At 40.6% G+C, this 17,061-nt stretch carries 17 protein-coding genes and 1 pseudogene; 8 read left to right on the top strand and 10 right to left on the bottom strand.

Translation table 11 applies throughout. The features are described 5' to 3' along the window. Positions 1 to 283: 283 nt before the first annotated feature. The gene (locus ACTXGK_RS22840; RefSeq protein ID WP_443516434.1) at positions 284 to 997 is read left to right on the top strand and encodes a DarT1-associated NADAR antitoxin family protein; all 714 of its coding nucleotides are present in this window, start codon (positions 284 to 286) and stop codon (positions 995 to 997) included. Positions 998 to 1,148: 151 nt separating this feature from the next. On the opposite strand, the gene ACTXGK_RS22835 is transcribed toward ACTXGK_RS22840, so the two are convergent. The 3 genes from ACTXGK_RS22835 to ACTXGK_RS22825 all read right to left on the bottom strand — a co-directional run bounded on the left by ACTXGK_RS22835 (position 1,149) and on the right by ACTXGK_RS22825 (position 3,720). Continuing rightward, positions 1,149 to 2,114: an EamA family transporter gene (locus ACTXGK_RS22835; protein WP_443516298.1), complete on the bottom strand. Its 966-nt coding sequence runs from the start codon at positions 2,112 to 2,114 to the stop codon at positions 1,149 to 1,151. A gap of 200 nt (positions 2,115 to 2,314) precedes the next feature. Then, positions 2,315 to 2,842: a hypothetical protein gene (locus ACTXGK_RS22830; RefSeq protein ID WP_443516300.1), complete on the bottom strand. Its 528-nt coding sequence runs from the start codon at positions 2,840 to 2,842 to the stop codon at positions 2,315 to 2,317. A gap of 359 nt (positions 2,843 to 3,201) precedes the next feature. Continuing rightward, positions 3,202 to 3,720 (bottom strand): HPP family protein, encoded by a 519-nt coding sequence (locus ACTXGK_RS22825; protein ID WP_443516301.1) that lies wholly within the window; start codon positions 3,718 to 3,720, stop codon positions 3,202 to 3,204. A gap of 145 nt (positions 3,721 to 3,865) precedes the next feature. On the opposite strand from ACTXGK_RS22825, the gene ACTXGK_RS22820 reads away from it, so the two are divergent. Then, positions 3,866 to 4,408, top strand: coding sequence for a TetR/AcrR family transcriptional regulator (locus tag ACTXGK_RS22820; RefSeq protein ID WP_443516303.1), 543 nt, complete (start codon positions 3,866 to 3,868; stop codon positions 4,406 to 4,408). A 62-nt stretch (positions 4,409 to 4,470) separates the two neighbouring features. On the opposite strand, the gene ACTXGK_RS22815 is transcribed toward ACTXGK_RS22820, so the two are convergent. The 5 genes from ACTXGK_RS22815 to ACTXGK_RS22795 all read right to left on the bottom strand — a co-directional run bounded on the left by ACTXGK_RS22815 (position 4,471) and on the right by ACTXGK_RS22795 (position 9,413). Then, entirely contained in the window at positions 4,471 to 5,802 is a 1,332-nt protein-coding gene (locus ACTXGK_RS22815; protein ID WP_443516304.1) for an NAD(P)/FAD-dependent oxidoreductase, read from the bottom strand. 98 nt (positions 5,803 to 5,900) lie between these two features. After that, on the bottom strand, positions 5,901 to 6,788 hold the full coding sequence (locus ACTXGK_RS22810; RefSeq protein WP_443516306.1) for an alpha/beta fold hydrolase: 888 nt from the start codon (positions 6,786 to 6,788) through the stop codon (positions 5,901 to 5,903). 66 nt (positions 6,789 to 6,854) lie between these two features. Beyond that, the gene (locus ACTXGK_RS22805; RefSeq protein WP_443516308.1) at positions 6,855 to 7,397 is read right to left on the bottom strand and encodes a PaaI family thioesterase; all 543 of its coding nucleotides are present in this window, start codon (positions 7,395 to 7,397) and stop codon (positions 6,855 to 6,857) included. A gap of 457 nt (positions 7,398 to 7,854) precedes the next feature. Further along, positions 7,855 to 8,307, bottom strand: a complete 453-nt coding sequence (locus ACTXGK_RS22800; protein ID WP_443516310.1) for a winged helix-turn-helix transcriptional regulator — start codon at positions 8,305 to 8,307, stop codon at positions 7,855 to 7,857. 218 nt (positions 8,308 to 8,525) lie between these two features. After that, complete coding sequence (locus ACTXGK_RS22795) at positions 8,526 to 9,413, bottom strand: LysR family transcriptional regulator (protein WP_443516312.1); 888 nt, start codon at positions 9,411 to 9,413, stop codon at positions 8,526 to 8,528. Positions 9,414 to 9,683: 270 nt separating this feature from the next. On the opposite strand from ACTXGK_RS22795, the gene ACTXGK_RS22790 reads away from it, so the two are divergent. The 6 genes and pseudogenes from ACTXGK_RS22790 to ACTXGK_RS22765 all read left to right on the top strand — a co-directional run bounded on the left by ACTXGK_RS22790 (position 9,684) and on the right by ACTXGK_RS22765 (position 15,355). After that, complete coding sequence (locus ACTXGK_RS22790) at positions 9,684 to 10,727, top strand: alpha/beta hydrolase (RefSeq protein WP_443516314.1); 1,044 nt, start codon at positions 9,684 to 9,686, stop codon at positions 10,725 to 10,727. Positions 10,728 to 10,836: 109 nt separating this feature from the next. Further along, entirely contained in the window at positions 10,837 to 12,018 is a 1,182-nt protein-coding gene (locus ACTXGK_RS22785) for an MFS transporter (RefSeq protein WP_443516316.1), read from the top strand. A gap of 199 nt (positions 12,019 to 12,217) precedes the next feature. Further along, on the top strand, positions 12,218 to 12,565 hold the full coding sequence (locus tag ACTXGK_RS22780) for a cyclophilin-like fold protein (RefSeq protein ID WP_443516318.1): 348 nt from the start codon (positions 12,218 to 12,220) through the stop codon (positions 12,563 to 12,565). Between the two features lie 1,239 nt (positions 12,566 to 13,804). Further along, positions 13,805 to 14,116, top strand: a complete 312-nt coding sequence (locus ACTXGK_RS22775; protein WP_207969731.1) for a VOC family protein — start codon at positions 13,805 to 13,807, stop codon at positions 14,114 to 14,116. Positions 14,117 to 14,182: 66 nt separating this feature from the next. Beyond that, a pseudogene (gene catB, locus ACTXGK_RS22770) lies at positions 14,183 to 14,825 on the top strand (type B chloramphenicol O-acetyltransferase). A gap of 65 nt (positions 14,826 to 14,890) precedes the next feature. After that, on the top strand, positions 14,891 to 15,355 hold the full coding sequence (locus tag ACTXGK_RS22765; RefSeq protein ID WP_207969730.1) for an NUDIX hydrolase: 465 nt from the start codon (positions 14,891 to 14,893) through the stop codon (positions 15,353 to 15,355). A gap of 44 nt (positions 15,356 to 15,399) precedes the next feature. Here the strand turns inward: ACTXGK_RS22765 and ACTXGK_RS22760 are convergent, their stop codons facing one another. Then, on the bottom strand, positions 15,400 to 16,074 hold the full coding sequence (locus ACTXGK_RS22760) for a hypothetical protein (RefSeq protein ID WP_443516321.1): 675 nt from the start codon (positions 16,072 to 16,074) through the stop codon (positions 15,400 to 15,402). Between the two features lie 35 nt (positions 16,075 to 16,109). Beyond that, complete coding sequence (locus ACTXGK_RS22755) at positions 16,110 to 16,949, bottom strand: DUF3658 domain-containing protein (RefSeq protein WP_443516322.1); 840 nt, start codon at positions 16,947 to 16,949, stop codon at positions 16,110 to 16,112. Positions 16,950 to 17,061: the final 112 nt, after the last annotated feature.

Here is a 17,061-nt window from a genome sequence, read left to right as displayed (position 1 = left end):
AAGGTACTATTTTAAGGTCTAATATCAGTGCAGGCATGTAAAACGACTAAAAGCTAATTTACTAAGTATTCATAAAAACAAAACTCAGCAAGTCTATTGGCAAATTTAAAATAGGGCAGATAAATGATGCATAATAAGATAAACTGCCTCGCGAGCGCTGATGGATTTCAGTATCTTAAAATGAGTGAGCAGCTACCATTTGGCGACCAGATCAACTGTGAAAGAAAATTTATAAAAGACTATTGATATAAGGCACATCGTTATGGAACAAAGAAGCAACTCTATGGAAAAAAGCCAAGATGCTGTAGAGCACAGACCTGTCTTTATGCCTAGAGTCAACAGTGACAACCTAGTAAAAACAGACATGGTCAGATTTGAACGGCATGTGGGGTTTGCGACCAGACAAAAGAAAAAATCTATCAATGATATGCATCAAGTCATTCGCAAAAAGTATGGCTTTAACCATGTTTTGGAATTATCCAGTAAATCTGGCAATAAGCTGAGTTTTCCGCTGAGTCCGTTCAGCTTAAAGATCACTGATGAGCATGATGGCAATCAATACAGTGTCGAAAATGCTTTTCAATCCAGTATGGTTTTTGAAGATGGTGGCCCTTACATTGACTTACTGACAGCACCGCCAAGACAAGCCAGAAAGGACGAGCGATTAATGACCTCGGGTGAGCTCATCGGCTACAGTTATTTTGGTATGGAGTGGGGTACAGAACCGTTGACTGTGTTTTATGATTGGCTATATGTGAATGCCCTAAAGCAAAATCCTCAGCTACATGAGGAGGTGATTCAATATCAAGCCTTTACCGATATTACCTTTAATCCCAAAAAGTCTATTCATAGTGCAGCTTATGCACTGGCGTTATTTGTGGCGCTCAATAAACGTGAGATGCTTGATAATGTTGAAGATCCAATGACATTTTATGATTTATGTAGTGAGTTTAAAATCAGTAATACTGAGCATCTTTTGGAAGAAGGTTGGATTTGATAAATGAGTAACGATAAACATGAGAAACCATAGGCTATTGATCGTCTCTCTTATTTTATTTTTCTTCACGTCATATTACTTAATAGCCAGACTCATTGTCTCGACAATGAGTCTTTAACCATCGTTTAGCCATTTATCTAAGAGTAAACTATTAGACTCCGTACTTATGAGCAGGTTTTTTCCTTATCCCAAATTTCACGTTTGCTAATAATAACCCCGACAATATCAATATCATTGCCAGCATTTTCCACCACGTTACAACTTCGCCCGTAAGCACTACGGACGTTGTCATACCGAATACCGGCACTAATAGAGCAAATGGCATAACCTTGGAGGCAGTGTTTTGACTGAGTAGATGTGCCCAGAGTCCGAAGCCCACTAGGGTTGAGATATACACGATAAACCCAAGTGATAGCCAAGATTTGAGCGATGCATCCGTAAATGTCGCCAGCTGCCATGCATCAGTCTCAAACATAAGAGAAGATACAGTTAAGATCACGCAGGCAATGAGACCGCCCCATGCTACCAGTGCAAGAGCAGACAAAGCAGATGTCTTGTTTTTTCCAGTGATAGGTGCGATAGCCGCCACGTCTGTTTTTTGTTGTGCCGCTTTCAAGGTCGCTTGTGCTGAGGCTTGCTTGGATGCAATGTTACCAAAGCTCCAACCGACTGCGGCAATCAAGATGCAGACAAATCCAGCCACAGGCATATCTCCACCAAGGTTTAGCGCAATCACGCTAAGGCCTAATACTCCGACCAACATACCGATGATCTGCATGCGACTGACTGCTTCGCCCAAAATAAAGTACGCCAACAGTACAGTGATAAAAATCTGCATTTGCAGCAACAACGCCGTCAAACCCGGTGATGCACCTAGATGCATGGCCGTAAATACAAAGGCATATTGCAAGACAAAGGTACCGATAGCATAGATAAGTAAGGTACGGTTAAATGTAGGTGGCTTAAGAAACAAAACCAAGGGCACTGCGGTAAAGAAAAAGCGTAGGGCAGTGAGCATTAGTGGCGGGAAGCTCTCTAATCCCCATGCAATAAAGGTGAAATTCACACCCCAGATAAAGGTAACTAGTACAGCCAGTGCAGTGTATATAGGGGTCATGTAATTGGCCTAGGAAGTGATGACTAGTGATTATATTTTAAAAATATTTTAGTTCTTGTAAAAAAGAAGCATCGAAAAACTATTGCTTTTCGATGTCTATTTATCTAATTAATTTTCAATAATTAAAATAATAATTTTATGTTTAATAATTTCTAAATAATTTTGAATTTATATCAAAGTTACTTCTAGACACATCTCAATCAATTATTAATGATGATCGGATAGGAGATAACCCGTGGCTCAGGTGGTGGCGCACTTCGCACTACCTCAGTCACGGGCTTTTCTGTTGCTTTATCTTTTATCCAAAAGTCAACATAGCTGTCTTTACTAAACCATGCGGTACCAATATCAGTAGCGAAGTCTAACTGGTAGTTAGTGTTTGCTTTGGCATCAAACATAATCTTGGTCGGCAGCGTATAGTGTCCAGCCATACGGTAAGTGACTGTCAAGGTATGCTCACCCGTTGTAATCGGGTAGACATTATCCCAAGTGTTGCTGTAAGCCTCTTTTTTATCTTTAGGTACGCGCTTACCATCAATCTCCATGATATAAGCGATACGGTCGCCAACGAGCTTGGTATGTCGCGGCTCCATTTTACCCATAATCGTTGCGCTCTCCCCTGACACAGGTGGCTGATAGATCAGCTCGCTTGGTAACTCTTTGACATTTTTCATGCTCATACAAGCGGTCAACAGCGGTAACGCACACACCAATACAGTCCACTTCATCACTTATCCTCAGTAAAATTCGTTCAATTAATAGTCGTCTTTTATCATTTTTAAAAACATTCGTTGGTAAAAACTTGACGTTTATAGTTTACCTTTTTTGTCTTTCAATCAGTAATATTTTTATTAGAAACTATCGCAATAGTTAGCGCATAATGAGTTTTTTAAACTGCCTAAATTATTAGGTAAAAGTTAGAAATTAACTATCATGAGCATATGCAAGAGCAAGTAGTTGTTTTTGTTAGAATAGATGCAAATCAGGATGTCTGACATCTGGCATTAGACGCATATAAAAATGAATAATTGGGAAAATATTTGAGGTCGTAATTATAAACGTCTGTCTTTTAACTCAAACTGGACTTTTACCACCAATAGGTTGGATACTGTCTATCCTTACCTAGATTGTTGTAAACGAGCGCTAACATGATCAAAACGATAGCACCAAGCAAGGTAGGGGTGACTAAAAAATCCCACTTTACGGCGCCTAACATGACGATTAAAGGATTGGATCCAGCAGGTGGGTGCGGCATTCTACATATTAGCATCAGCGCAATGGCCGTGCCTACTGCCATTGCCATGCTCCACCAGTGAATACCGAATAACGTCATAAATACTAGTCCCGTAAAGGTGGCAATAAAATGTCCACCAATGACATTTCTTGGCTGCGCAAAGGGGCTGGCAGGATAGGCAAATATCAATAAACAGCTGGCACCAAATGAACCTAAAATCATGATGAGTTCTACCCCATTGCCTAATATAGCAAGGGTTGCAGTAGCAAGTGTGCCACCAAGCCACGCTATGGCAATCATGGACAACGGCAATCTTTTTGGACATTGACTGGTTTGACTCTTTAGCTTATACCAATTAAAAAATGAATGCATGCTGACCCCTATGATAAATAAACCGTTAGTAGTATTAGTAATGAGTGGCTATTGATATACTGATCAGTATATATCAACAAGTATACCGAACGGTATACTTAAGTGACAGCTTTTTTGAAAATAATAGAGGCAGGAGACAGAATCAATGGAGTTGCGAGCGCTTATTTTACAAAAGAGCTATGAGCTATTTTATAAGAATGGTTTTCACGAGAGCGGCGTAGAGCTGTTAGCCAAGCAGGCAGGAACGACCAAGCGCACGTTATATGCGCATTTTGGCAATAAAGAGGGTTTGATTGAGGCAGTACTCAACTATCGTCACCAGATGTTTATGGCACAATTAAGTAATTATCTCGACAGATTTGAGATCAAAGCAGCAGCAGATGTTGCAACATGCTATCTAGCTTTCTTAAAAGAATGGACATCATCAGAGGGTTTTTATGGGTGTATGTTTATTAACGCTTGCGCAGAGTATTCAGATGCTCGTTCTGCACCGCACCAAATCGCCAAGCAGCACAAAACTGAGGTTAGACGATGGTTATTTGAACAGTTTGAAGTGGTAGGGGCTAAACATGCTCAGCAGCAGTCTGATACTCTATTTGTATTTGGTGAAGGTGTTATCGTTACCGCGCAAACGGGTCAGAAGTCATTAAAGTTGAATAATGAGCTTTGTATGAGCTTAATGAAATAGCTCGTCATAGGCATTGACTATTAGTGGCGGTATCAAATCTCTTATGCTTTTTCCTATATTAATCACACTTCACCTTTTGCCATATACTCTTCAAAAGAGAGGCGAATATGCGCGCCGACACTACGAAATGGATCAGGCGGTATCCAGCTCGGCACTGAATGGTTAAGGATAAAATCCAGCTCTGGACTTTGTTTGCCGCAGATGTGCTCCGCCATATAATGACCTAAATAAGTGCCTTTTGCCACTCCAACACCATTCATGCCAGCAATGGCGTATACGTTAGGCTTATGCTCCGTAAAGACAGGTTGGTGATTTATCGTGACACAGATCATACCGCCCCATGTGTACTCAAATGGTACGTCTGGCAGTTGCGGAAAACGCGCTAAATAAGACTGACGATGCTTGGTTTTTACCTTGTCGAGTGATGCCCCAGTGCTAGATAGGGTAGGCTGATAATTTAAAGTATTGCGGATAAATATTCGTCGATCTGGTGTAAATCTCACCGTCGTGCCAGCTGGGTGCGCAGAAGTAAGTCCCCAAGGTGCTATATTTTCAGTAGCCTTGTCTTTAAAACACTGCATTTCATTATCATTCAGCGGGCGAGTCAAACTGGCATAGGTGAATATCGGCGTTATTTGATTGGAAGCCACACCAAATTTTTCTGTAAATGCATTTGTGGCTAAGACGATAGTGTCAGCACTGAGTCGCGCTTTTGGGGTTTGGATGACTTTATTGGCCAAGTTTATTTCTTGGACTGGCGTATTCTCGAACAAGGTCACATTAGCGGGTAGCGCACTGGCGACGGAGATTGCTAAGGCTGCTGGATTAACCAATATATTACCCGGTGTATAAACTGCGCGCTTGTAGTAATGCGTACCCAACTTCTTTGCTAGGGCATCACCATTTAGTATCTCGTACGGTTCTCCGATGGCTTCTAACGTCTTTACAAAGTCACTTAAACCAGAGAAGTGCTTTTCCTCATGAGCGGCCAAATACTTACCAGCCTGATGCCAACAAACATCTAATCCTTGCTGCTCCTGAATACGCTGTAGTCGCTGAATAGCAAAGGTATTCAAGTCGCGAGCCTTTGTGTTTGCCTGTGCGTCGGGCTCTGTAGGATCTAAGTTGTGAGGTATATCAATAATAAATCCTGCATTACGACCAGACGCTCCTTGACCAACTTCTAGCGCATCAACAAGGGCAATGCGCGCCTCTGGAAGGAGTTCAGCCAATCGGTCAGCGGTTGCGAGACCTGAGAATCCTGCACCAATGATAATGACGTCAAAGTACTCGTCTGTCTCAGCACGCTGCACGGGCATAGGGCGCGTAAAAGGTACAGACTCAAACCAACCAAGCTGACCATCTATGGCAGGTAGTCTTTTGATCTGTCGCATTGGATAACTCCGTGATATTAGGGTTTTTGTTATTTTTAGATAATATTAAGATAGGGCGATTTTCAATTCTCAATCATCGGTTTTTCATACTATGTCTTTCAATCATTAAACGCTTTTATAATGATGTTTGCACATTGTTCAGGCGCTTCCATTGGCAGCAGATGCCCATTGTCCGACAGTTCAATGATTCCTTTGCTAGGAACAAGATGCTGCCAAACTTTACGCACATCATCGCTGATAAACATAGAAGGTTTGCCAACGATAATAGTGTAAGGCAAACCAATAGTATTAAGGTCTTTTAAGGCGTCATTGACAAAAGGGGTATCGAAGTAGCTTGCCAATTCTTGCTCAGGCGCGAAAAGCAAACTATATTGCCCTTGCTTATTTTCGACAAGACTATTTTTTGCAAAGACATAAAGATTGTCATCATCAATACGCTTAAAAGCACGATGCGCCCGTAGATAGTCATAGTACGATTCAATGCTTTCCCACTGTGCTTGCTTGGTTTGTGTGCTTTTAAAAGGCTCTTGAGTTATCTTTAAATCGTCAGGTGCCGAGTTCATCATAAGCATCTGCGATTTGGTAAAAGTAACGGGCTCTATCAGATATAGTTTTGAAAATAGCTCTGGACGTTTTGCCGCGGCAATGGCGGTGGCAGTCGCGCCTTGAGAATGACCAATACCTACGACAGGCTTATCCTGTGTCCTCTCTAAAAAATCAATCAATATATCAGCATCTTGCTCGCGAGTCAGCTTTTTGACGGATGGTAGATCGTACCAATAGCCGCGCATGGCGAGACTGGTGATAGTAAATTGCTCACTGAGCTTGGTCAGTAGTGGTAGATAGACACCAGCTGTGAAACCATTGCCTCCGTAAAAATGTGCAGGCGACAGCTGTACGTTTTTATCACTACCAGCCAAAGGTGATAGATCATAATAGCGCGCTTTTTTGCCATCTAGAGTCATTGTATGTTCAAATGCTTGCATAGTATTGGCCTTATTGTTCGTTAATCATCAGAACCATGTTAAGTAAAAAGGTTGTCATTATTTTCACTACTGCATATCAAATATCAAGCAGGTGGTGGTGGCATGGGCGTATAGTTTGCCATCAGGCCCAACGATACGACCTTCAGCCGTTGCGGTTTGTCTCCCGACATGGATGATATTAGCCTCAGCACGTACTAGCGGAATGGCTTTGGTCAACGCTCGAATCATATTTACTTTAATCTCGAGCGTGGTATAGCCTTTGCCGGCGGGCAAGGTAGAATGAATAGCACAACCGACAGCAGAGTCAAGGATGGTACAAAACCAACCGCCATGTACGCTACCTAATGGATTGTAATGTTGCTGACTGGGTCGACCTTGAAAGATAGATTTACCGCCTTGTATGTGGATAGGAATAAAATCAAGCGTTTCTCCAATCGGTGGTGAGGGCAACTCTCCCGCAAACATGGCATCAAAAAATGATTGGCCACTCATGCTGGCCAGTTGAGCAGGCGAGGTTATCCCTATAGAGCCTAATGTAGCGCGTATACGCACATCATCAGCTTCCCAAGTAGCTAGCGTATTATTACTATCTGTTTTCGTAACATCCATTTTACAGTCCTTGTGTATGGGTTGTTTATACATTCTATTTGGTTGGCGCAACTTTTAGACGCCGCGCAGATTTCTTTGCAGAGGAGTAATATAAGATAATATGGTTACTACTAAAAAGATAGTTACTACTAAAAATAACTCTTAAGAATATAGTTACTATGTATATTTATTATCGTACTTTCATTATTTCTAATAGAATTGCTGGCAAGTAGCATAAAATTTGAGGCCATTTATGCCAATATATTCGCGTGAGAATGGCAGCTGGTGGTAAGTACGTATCGCTAAAAGAATTCTTTAATACAACAGAGCGTACGGGTGATTCAAAGGCGAGTTAAGCACGATTTTTTTGCCAAATAACACGAGCACAAGCAATGGCTTATGAAAAAGAGTTGATTGTGCAAAAGAAGGATTGAAAAATCATCAAGAAATGATAACGCTTAAAATCTATATAAAACGCTTATTTAAACTTTTTTTGGATGGCAAGTTTACCAATCTCAACGCCAGTCACTTTGTCAATGACGACAGGTTGGATTTCCTCACTTGTCTCAGAATCTACAAAAATAGCCCTTTTATCATAGTCTGAACAAGGACTGTGAGTAAGACCCCATTCCCTTAAGATGAATAGTATCGGTAGTATATCTTGACCTGCCTCCGTTAATAGATACTCTTCGCGCGGCGGCTGTGTCGAGTAGCGGTGTTTTGTCAATACACCTTCTTCGACTAGAGTGGTTAGACGTTTGGTCAACACCGACGGTGCAATACCCAGACTATTATGAAATTCATCAAATCGTGTCAGTCCCATATGAGCGTCGCGTAAGATCAGCAAGCACCAAGGATCGCCAAACACCGAAAGGTTGTGAGCGATAGGGCAAGCAATAAGGCTGGGGCGATCTAAAGACACTTTAGCCATAAATATCAACATTAGGTTATGATTTATAGATAATTATACCTTAAATGGTCATAACTTTAGAGACCGTCTTTCAGTCGAGAGTATCGTCGTTTTTTTGGTGAATCACCATTAAAAGACATCAAAATATTGTGCGAAACTGAACAGGGTTAGAAGGCGAAAATGTCTTCATAAATTATTTTTTTAGGAAAAGTTTTGGTGCTTTGCTACCCAAGTAAATACTATTTGAGCTTCAAAGCATCAATAACGGCTCGTAGCGCAGGTGACACATTGTGATGCGGATAATATAAATGAAAGCCGCTAAAGGTATGACTGAACTCTCTTAGTATATGAATAAGCTTGCCGTTTTTTAGCTCATCTTTAATCATATCGATGGGCACATAACCTATACCCAGTCCTCGTTTTGCGGCATCAATCACTGAGTAATCAGTCGAGAATATCCATTGTCCTTGCGTCTTTAATTTGTAAGGCTGCCCATCAATCATAAAGTCCCAGTGATACATACCGCCACCCATGAATCGATAGCCCAAGCAGTTGTGATCGTTCAACTCTATAGGTGTTTTGGGAAAGCCAAACTCAAGGAAATAATCTGGCGAACCGACCACAGCAATCTCCTCATCATAGTCGATACGTACCGATATCATACCTTCGGTGACCAAACTACCAAAGCGAACCCCTGCATCAAATTGTGTGCTGATAATATCTGACAAAGCAGTATCGCTGATCAACTCGAGTTCAATATCAGGATATAGCTTTTTGAATTTGGCCAGCTTTGGTAACAGCACTTTATCAATAGCATACTGACCAGCACTAATGCGTACCAACCCCGCAGGCGTTTCGCGCAAATGCTTGAGTCCATCTAACTTCTCATCTAATAAACTAAAACTCTGCTCAGCGGTCACAAACAATGCTTCGCCTGCATGTGTTAAAGACAAGCTACGTGTGGTTCTCGTGAATAACTGTAGACCTAAGCGCTGCTCTAATAACTTAATAGAGCGGCTCAGGGCGGATTGTGATATCCCAAGTTTGACCGCGGCTTTAGTAAAACTACTCTCTTGAGCAACCAATAAGAAAGCATGCAGCTCATTATAATTCTCTTGTTGTCGCATATTCAGAACCTGAGTGAATAAATAAAAGTTAAAAAATGGGTATTATCACTAGAATCGTAGAAGTATAAGATAATCTCATGACTTTAGAGAATATATTATAAACAATTTCGTCTTGTTTATAACACGGCTATTTCTACTCACACATTATGAATAATCATCAGATAAGTGATGATTTACTATCAAAAAGGACTACCAATGACCTTACCATCAATGATCAAAAAGCTTAGCCTGGGAATACTGCTCAGCTCAACCATCCTTGGAGCGAATCATATGGCACAAGCCGCCACATCTACCGTCCCACTCGTACAAAAATGGGATAAAACGTTTGCTAAAAGTGATAGCGTCACACATCAAAAAGTAACATTCAAAAACCGTTATGGCATCACGCTTGCTGCAGATCTTTATATACCAAAATCCTATAACGGCAAAAAGCTAGCAGCATTAGCTGTTGGCGGGCCTTTTGGCGCTGTGAAAGAACCATCATCAGGCTTATATGCGCAAAAGATGGCAGAACAGGGCTTTGTCGCTATAGCTTTTGATCCTTCTTATACGGGTGAAAGCAGCGGTACGCCTAGAAATGTCGCGTCCCCAGATATCAATACGGAAGACTTTAGTGCAGCGATAGATTACTTAGGGTTACGTCCTGAGGTCGATAGAAATCGTATTGGCGCTATTGGTATCTGTGGTTGGGGCGGCATGGGTTTGAATGCCGCTGCGATGGATACGCGAATCAAAGCGGTCGCCACGACCAGCATGTACGATATGAGTCGTGCGATGGGGCATGGGGTAGGTGACGGTGATGATCGCTATGATGCGGGCGATCGTCAAGCAGTATTGAAACATCTCAATCAACAACGCTGGATAGACGCAGAGAAAGGGCAGCCTGCGATGGCCAACCATGATCTCTATGTAGACGATAACGGCAAAGTGACCACGGCAGATCGTATTTTGCCCGAAACGTTAGATAGTAATCCAAACCCTGTGCAAAAAGAGTTTTTCGATTACTACCGCACAGATCGGGGTTTTCATAAAAATGCAGTGAACTCAAGCGGCGCATGGACGGCGACGACGCCTTTATCATTCATGAATATGCCACTGCTGAGCTATATTGACGAGATATCTCCGCGTCCTATCTTAATCATTGCTGGCGAGGATGCCCACTCACTTTATTTTAGTAAAGATGCTTATCAAAAAGCCAAACAACCAAAAGAACTGCTCATTTTACCAAATACGAACCATGTCGATTTATACGACCGCATGGATAAAATCCCTTTTGACAAATTGACAGACTTTTTTAATAAAAACTTGAAATAAAAAAACAGAGTAGTGAGTTATAAAAACAACCGGCTACGTGATGGCCGGTTTTTCGTTTAGTTTAAAACCCATTTTTTAATAGATTCTCAATACAATATCGAGAGTGTGTATGCTGAACACCAAAGAAAAAGAAAAAAATACAGAACGGCCCGCCTATTGGAGTGGAGTTTTTGCCATGACACTGTGCGTTTTTGCATTAATTGCCTCAGAGTTCATGCCTGTGAGTCTACTCACGCCGATTGCAGTAGATCTCAGCATCAGTGAAGGGATGGTAGGTCAAGGCATTGCTATTTCAGGTGCGTTTGCGGTTATCACAAGTTTGACGATCTCTCGTGTGGTAGGCAATATGAATCGTAAAACGCTATTGTTGCTTTTGACTGCCCTGATGGCGGTATCAGGCGTCATTGTGGCACTGGCGCAAAATTATACGATTTATATGATTGGAAGGGCACTGATTGGAGTAGTTATCGGTGGATTTTGGTCCATGTCAGCAGCAATGGCGATGCGCTTAGTGCCACCCTCAGATGTGCCGCGGGCCATGGCTATTTTTAACAGTGGCAATGCCTTGGCAATGGTCATTGCAGCACCTTTAGGAAGTTATCTTGGGTCAATCATTGGTTGGCGCGGTGCCTTTTTTTGTCTAGTTCCTGTGGCTCTATTGGCTCTTATTTGGCAGTGGATCAGTTTACCTATTATGCAAGTCACCACAGATAAAAATGACAAAACCCCTTCTATCTTAGGATTGCTGCGTAATCCTATCGTCATGATTGGTATGTTGGCCGTCAGTTTGTTTTTTATGGGACAGTTCTCACTTTTTACTTATGTAAGACCATTTTTAGAAACCATCACTCAAGTTAATATCTCTACTCTGTCGCTTATTTTGCTTGGCATTGGCGTGATGGGTTTTATTGGTACGTGTGTGATTACCATTTTCTTAGAGCGGCGTTTTTATACAACTTTGATTGTAATTCCTATTCTTATGGCAGCAATTGCAGCGATGTTGATATTTTTTGGTACATCGACCATGGTTGTTGCAGTGTTACTTGGTCTTTGGGGGTTTTTAGCAACAGCAGCCCCTGTTGGTTGGTGGAGCTGGCTTGCTCGCACATTGCCAGAACAGGCTGAAGTAGGAGGTGGCTTGATGGTCGCTGTGGTGCAACTGGCTATTGCATTAGGTTCGACAGTAGGTGGTATTTTGTTTGATCATAGCGGTTATCAGGTAACGTTTGTATTTAGTGCTGTTATCTTAGTGATTTCCGCGTTCTTAACATCGCGTTTGACCGCGCAGTAACTACTTTAGGGGAGTTTAACAGATGAATATGAGCAACCGCATGATCATTATGATGGCTGTTGGTATCTTGCCAGCATTGAGTGCTTGTGCTGACGATCAAAATGGCACATAAAACTCGTCCATTGTGCACGAAAGTTTGACGCAAAAAACAAGCTCTAATAATACAGAGCAACCGATATCAGAAAAGGAGCAGGTGAATATGTGGATGACAATTAATGGAAATCGTTTTGAAGTGTTGGCTGAAGACAACGCGACTGCGCATGCTTTTGCGGCACAATTACCCTTGACGTTAAATATGGAGGATTTGCACAGTAACGAGAAGCACGCTCAGCTACCAAATGCACTGCCAACGAATGCCAGTCGCGCAAATACAATTCATAATGGTGACATCATGTTGTATGGCTCATCAACGTTAGTAGTGTTTTATAAGAGTTTCTCTTCGTCCTATTCTTATACGCGTATTGGTAGATTGAGTCAGCCTGATAAGTTGGCTGGTATACTGGGACAAGGTAATGTGCAAATTAAATTTAGTCGTGATGAACGCTAATCAATGTCAGTGTCCTACAACAAAAATTTAAACGTCCACTAGGTTAGTGCTCCGTATCCCCATAAGAAACACATGATGGGTGATTGGTTTATTAGGCAGCGGTTATGGCTATTAAGAATGACACGTAGAACAAACCTACAGTCTGTGTCATGAAGTTATTACCACATAGACCTTATTTAACTTATGCGTACCTAAAGTTAGGTTCACGAGTTAAAAGAGGTAATTTCGTAGTAAAAACAATACCCTATAATGCAGAGAAAATTAAATGGTTCATGAACCTTAATGTGTAACATATTCTGAGTACAACAACCCTTATTTAAACTGTTGGGATTCTTAACTGAGACACCTATAAGCTTTAGCATTAAAAGTCAAGTCATCAAGTTACTACGACTGGACAAATCGTCACATTAGTGAGCAGTAGTTCCATCGCAATTAGGTTGAATTAATTATTAGAGTAGCTCATGATGAGACGAGTCAGTGCTATGGTGCATATTCATAATTAGTCCGATATTTTTACATATTAGAGATATTAACGATAGTCAACACCTTCGATATTCTGTAAATAGGGTCTGGACTAAAACTTTTTTACCTTACTATTCATAGGGACTTCATTCAGTTTTCTTGTATTCAAGCTATATTAAGCCAAATATATGACGAACTGAACCACTAATGAGAAGGTTTAGACTTTATACATGATTGATCGTAGGGCTCCTATACTTTCAAGTCTTAAATTCTACAATATGTAAAGCATCCATATACATTACATATTAAATCGAATGAGTCCGCCATCCTTACATGTTGCATATATTAATTTAAATAAATTCAAATACTTAGAGAGTAACCCGTAATTATTTTAGGGTTTTTAGTACAAGCTATTAGTTAGCTTTGTAATAAATATCACATAGTTCTATGATGCGTAGCGCAATAGATAAGCTAGTTCAGCAGTTTGTTATAAGTAGTTTCATTATATCAGTCTGTTTTAAGTGATCTGTTAATAGGTTTAAGGGCTGAAATAGATAGTTCCGCTAGGGTATACCTCAGCACAACCAACCAGGTGCTTTTACTGGTTCGGTTCCCTAGTGAGGACTTGAATCTTTGGTTGTGTGCTAATAATATCAACGGTTTTCCTACCTCAAATAGTCTCAGTGTGCTTCATGGTGTACTTACCATTCATACTCTACTTGTAACTGGTGCGCTATACAGACACTGAACTAGCAAATGTATAAGTATGGTTTAGTCATGAAATTTAATCATATTGGTATTCCAACGCAAGATAATTTTGAAGGTGAAATTGATTTGCCTCACCTAAAAATGACAGTTTCGGACCACGAAAATAATCCATATGGTATCCAATGGCAACGCTACTGGCAGGGAGCGCCTTATCCTGATGTGGTTAAAACCATACCCCACGTAGCGTTTGTAGTAGATGATCTAAATAAAGAGTTAGAGGGTAAAAAAGTGATCATTGAACCCAACTCACCAAGTGAGGGGCTAATAGTGGCTTTTATCGAAGTAAATGGCGCACCTATCGAACTTATGCAATATTTATGAGCTGATCCGAGTTTGTCAGAGTTAGGCTGGTTACTGAAGTGAAAGCATTAAAAAGGTGTTGATAGAATGAATAATTACTTTGAAAGTCCCTTTAAAGGCAAATCCCTTAAAGAGCAAGTCACTAACCCTAATATTATCGTGGGTAAGCACAGTTACTATTCAGGGTACTATCATGGACATAGTTTTGATGATTGCGCCCGATATTTATCACCAGATCGAACGGACGTAGATAAATTAATTATTGGGCGTTATTGCTCCATAGGTTCAGGTGCCGTGTTTATGATGGCAGGTAATCAGGGGCATCAAAATTCTTGGATAAGCTCTTTTCCGTTTTTTATCAAAGTGAGGATAAGTTTTTTGGAGCGAAGGATGGGTTTGAGCGTTCAGGAGATACTGTTATTGGAATGATGTTTGGATTGGTTCAGAGGCCATGATTATGAGTGGCGTTACTATTGGTGATGGCGCTGTTATTGCTAGTCGTGCTGTCGTTACTAAAGATGTCGAGCCGTATTCAATTGTAGGTTCAAACCCAGCTAAACATATCCGCTATCGTTTTACAGAGGTTGAAATAGCTCAATTGTTAGAAATGCAGTAGTGGCTATGGAGTACAGATCAATTAAAGTCAGCTATGAAACTATTATGTTCTTCACAAGTCAATGCTCTTTACGATTATTGGAAAAGCCTACCGAAAGATGACTATTTAAAATAGTTCACTGCGGTGATCATTTAAAAAGTATGCTCTATACTCTATGTCCTATTCTCGATTGAGTCTTTATGTCTAATAAACTATGTAATGAACCTATAATACAATACGATCTACAGAACCTACGTCCAATAGTAGCTACTATTGGAGTACTTTTTAAAGATGGAAAGGTGCTTTTAGTCCGCCGTGCTAACCCACCCGATGTAGGTCGATGGGGTTTTCCCGGTGGTAAAATTGAACGTGGGGAAACGGTTAAAGATGCGGCTATTCGTGAACTTTATGAAGAGACAAGCATTGTATCAAATGCCTTCAATACATTTAACGCTGTAGACGCGTTTGACTTTGATAGTAGTGGTAAGCTTCGTCACCATTTTGTTCTGGTAGCCGCACTTTGTATTTGGGTTTCTGGTGATCCTCTAGCAGGTGATGACGCCCTAGAAGCTAGATTTTTCGATATTGAAGATTTGATCAATACAGATTTAGCCCTTAGCTTAGATGTTAAAGAGATAGCATTACAAGCAGCTGAGTTACTCTAAAAAGTAAGAATGTTCGATATCCTATACCCAAAGCCAATAAATAATTATTCTACAATCACATTTTCAATCAGGGTCATCTCTTCGCCCACTTTAAACGTCAGGTCGTGAAAACTGGATCTGACATTTTTATTTTGGTCAGTCTCTGTTGGGTACTGACGTATGTTGATATTAACAGTATCTTGTCCATCATAGCTTATCGCAGTCAGAGTGCTGTACTTGCCTAGGAGCTGTTGATCGTATTGAGTAATATTATTGGTAATATAATCTAGCTCGAAAAATCCTAAATACAGTGAGTTGCTGGGTAGGTTTGGATTATCTAGAGTAGACAGTGTTTCATCTGACACAGCGTTACTATTGGTTAATGTATAAGGAACGATGAACTTAACAATATTTTGATTTTTTGAGCCATTTAATGCGGTGATATTTCTATAGTCCAGTGACACTGAATAATTTTTATTATCTGCTAATACACCTCTCACATACGGTTTGCTATCTTGGCTGTCATTGGCACTGACAAACTCAGTTAACGCCACTTGATTCTTGTGGTCAGGAAAAGTGATATAAAACTGTCTATCAGTTTCGATATTAAACAGTTTTTGCATGACTTTAGATTGCTCTTTCTTTAATGGATTCTCTAGTCTTGTGTTAGCATACTGGCAGCCACTTAGCGTGATTAATGTCACTAACGCGATGATTGAGCTAGATTTCAAAACATGCATGATATTTTCCTAGAATTTAGGGCTGGTGATTATGATTAATCTCTGACTCGAACTTGTAACTGACGCGGCTGATCCAAATCTCCTTGATACTCAAGACTGGTATTTTGGATTAAATAGTAGACTCGAGCGATGATGAAAGTGTCTGTAATAAGCTGCTCGCTTAACCCCAGAACACGGCCAACTAGTGCCATCATTAATACAAAATTTCCTTGACCTTGTTCTTGGCATTGCGTCAGTATTTGTTTATCAAAATAATCTTCACTAACAGATTTGACTTCGTTGCTCTCAAAAACTCGTAATAAGCTATCAGGTCGCTTCGAGGACTTAACGAGCGTTTGCCATAATTGTGCATATTGCACGCAATCTACGGGATTGATCTTTTTTTCTTGATTATGCAGGAAGTCTAACATTTCAAGAGAACAGGCACCCACTCCACGTAGCATATGAGTGGAGAGGTTATAGTCGTTAATACTGATATGGTAGAGTTTATGCTCATCAATTATATGGCAGCACAAAGAGAGTAACGACCGTTCAGGCGCATTATCTCCATGCCATATAACCACTTTGTGGTAAGGAGTAAAGTCAAAGTGACATAATTTACTGATGTCTTCAGTAATATCTACCAACCATTGATCTTCAACATTTACGTCAGCGAATTCTTCGAGATGCGCTATTTGTAGCATATCAAATAGATAGTTGGCTCGTTGGTTTAACAATTGATGATCATTGACTTTATTACCGTCATATAAAGGGCCAATGGCCAAATAGTCATCAAAGCACAATACTTGGTTTGTACCATCAAGCTTATTTTGTTCGAAATAATGTTTTAAAGTGCCAGAAGCTGATGCGCCGTTAGCAATATGAAGGGTAAGCATGACGTATGTCCTGTTTGCAAAAATAAGTGTCGAAAAGAAAAGCTTAATTTTTCATCGAGCACTGTTCTTAAGCTTCTTTATCTATGATTGCTTCGCTTATTCTTTATATATT

Source organism: Psychrobacter sp. T6-5 (genome assembly GCF_052258485.2).
Classification (GTDB): Bacteria; Pseudomonadota; Gammaproteobacteria; order Pseudomonadales; family Moraxellaceae; genus Psychrobacter.
Note: the sequence above shows the minus strand (reverse complement) of the source record. Positions and strands in the feature narration are given on the sequence as shown.

What these genes read in the sequence shown, in the direction of transcription:
- ACTXGK_RS22785 (WP_443516316.1), top strand. Translation starts at nt 10,837, where the DNA reads ATGCTGAACACCAAAGAAAAAGAAAAAAATACAGAACGGCCCGCCTAT.
- ACTXGK_RS22755 (WP_443516322.1), bottom strand. Translation starts at nt 16,949, where the DNA reads ATGCTTACCCTTCATATTGCTAACGGCGCATCAGCTTCTGGCACTTTA.
- ACTXGK_RS22810 (WP_443516306.1), bottom strand. Translation starts at nt 6,788, where the DNA reads ATGCAAGCATTTGAACATACAATGACTCTAGATGGCAAAAAAGCGCGC.
- ACTXGK_RS22820 (WP_443516303.1), top strand. Translation starts at nt 3,866, where the DNA reads ATGGAGTTGCGAGCGCTTATTTTACAAAAGAGCTATGAGCTATTTTAT.
- ACTXGK_RS22835 (WP_443516298.1), bottom strand. Translation starts at nt 2,114, where the DNA reads ATGACCCCTATATACACTGCACTGGCTGTACTAGTTACCTTTATCTGG.
- ACTXGK_RS22780 (WP_443516318.1), top strand. Translation starts at nt 12,218, where the DNA reads ATGTGGATGACAATTAATGGAAATCGTTTTGAAGTGTTGGCTGAAGAC.
- ACTXGK_RS22815 (WP_443516304.1), bottom strand. Translation starts at nt 5,802, where the DNA reads ATGCGACAGATCAAAAGACTACCTGCCATAGATGGTCAGCTTGGTTGG.
- ACTXGK_RS22795 (WP_443516312.1), bottom strand. Translation starts at nt 9,413, where the DNA reads ATGCGACAACAAGAGAATTATAATGAGCTGCATGCTTTCTTATTGGTT.
- ACTXGK_RS22790 (WP_443516314.1), top strand. Translation starts at nt 9,684, where the DNA reads ATGGCACAAGCCGCCACATCTACCGTCCCACTCGTACAAAAATGGGAT.
- ACTXGK_RS22825 (WP_443516301.1), bottom strand. Translation starts at nt 3,720, where the DNA reads ATGCATTCATTTTTTAATTGGTATAAGCTAAAGAGTCAAACCAGTCAA.
- ACTXGK_RS22840 (WP_443516434.1), top strand. Translation starts at nt 284, where the DNA reads ATGGAAAAAAGCCAAGATGCTGTAGAGCACAGACCTGTCTTTATGCCT.
- ACTXGK_RS22760 (WP_443516321.1), bottom strand. Translation starts at nt 16,074, where the DNA reads ATGCATGTTTTGAAATCTAGCTCAATCATCGCGTTAGTGACATTAATC.
- ACTXGK_RS22775 (WP_207969731.1), top strand. Translation starts at nt 13,805, where the DNA reads ATGAAATTTAATCATATTGGTATTCCAACGCAAGATAATTTTGAAGGT.
- ACTXGK_RS22800 (WP_443516310.1), bottom strand. Translation starts at nt 8,307, where the DNA reads ATGGCTAAAGTGTCTTTAGATCGCCCCAGCCTTATTGCTTGCCCTATC.
- ACTXGK_RS22765 (WP_207969730.1), top strand. Translation starts at nt 14,891, where the DNA reads ATGTCTAATAAACTATGTAATGAACCTATAATACAATACGATCTACAG.
- ACTXGK_RS22805 (WP_443516308.1), bottom strand. Translation starts at nt 7,397, where the DNA reads ATGGATGTTACGAAAACAGATAGTAATAATACGCTAGCTACTTGGGAA.
- ACTXGK_RS22830 (WP_443516300.1), bottom strand. Translation starts at nt 2,842, where the DNA reads ATGAAGTGGACTGTATTGGTGTGTGCGTTACCGCTGTTGACCGCTTGT.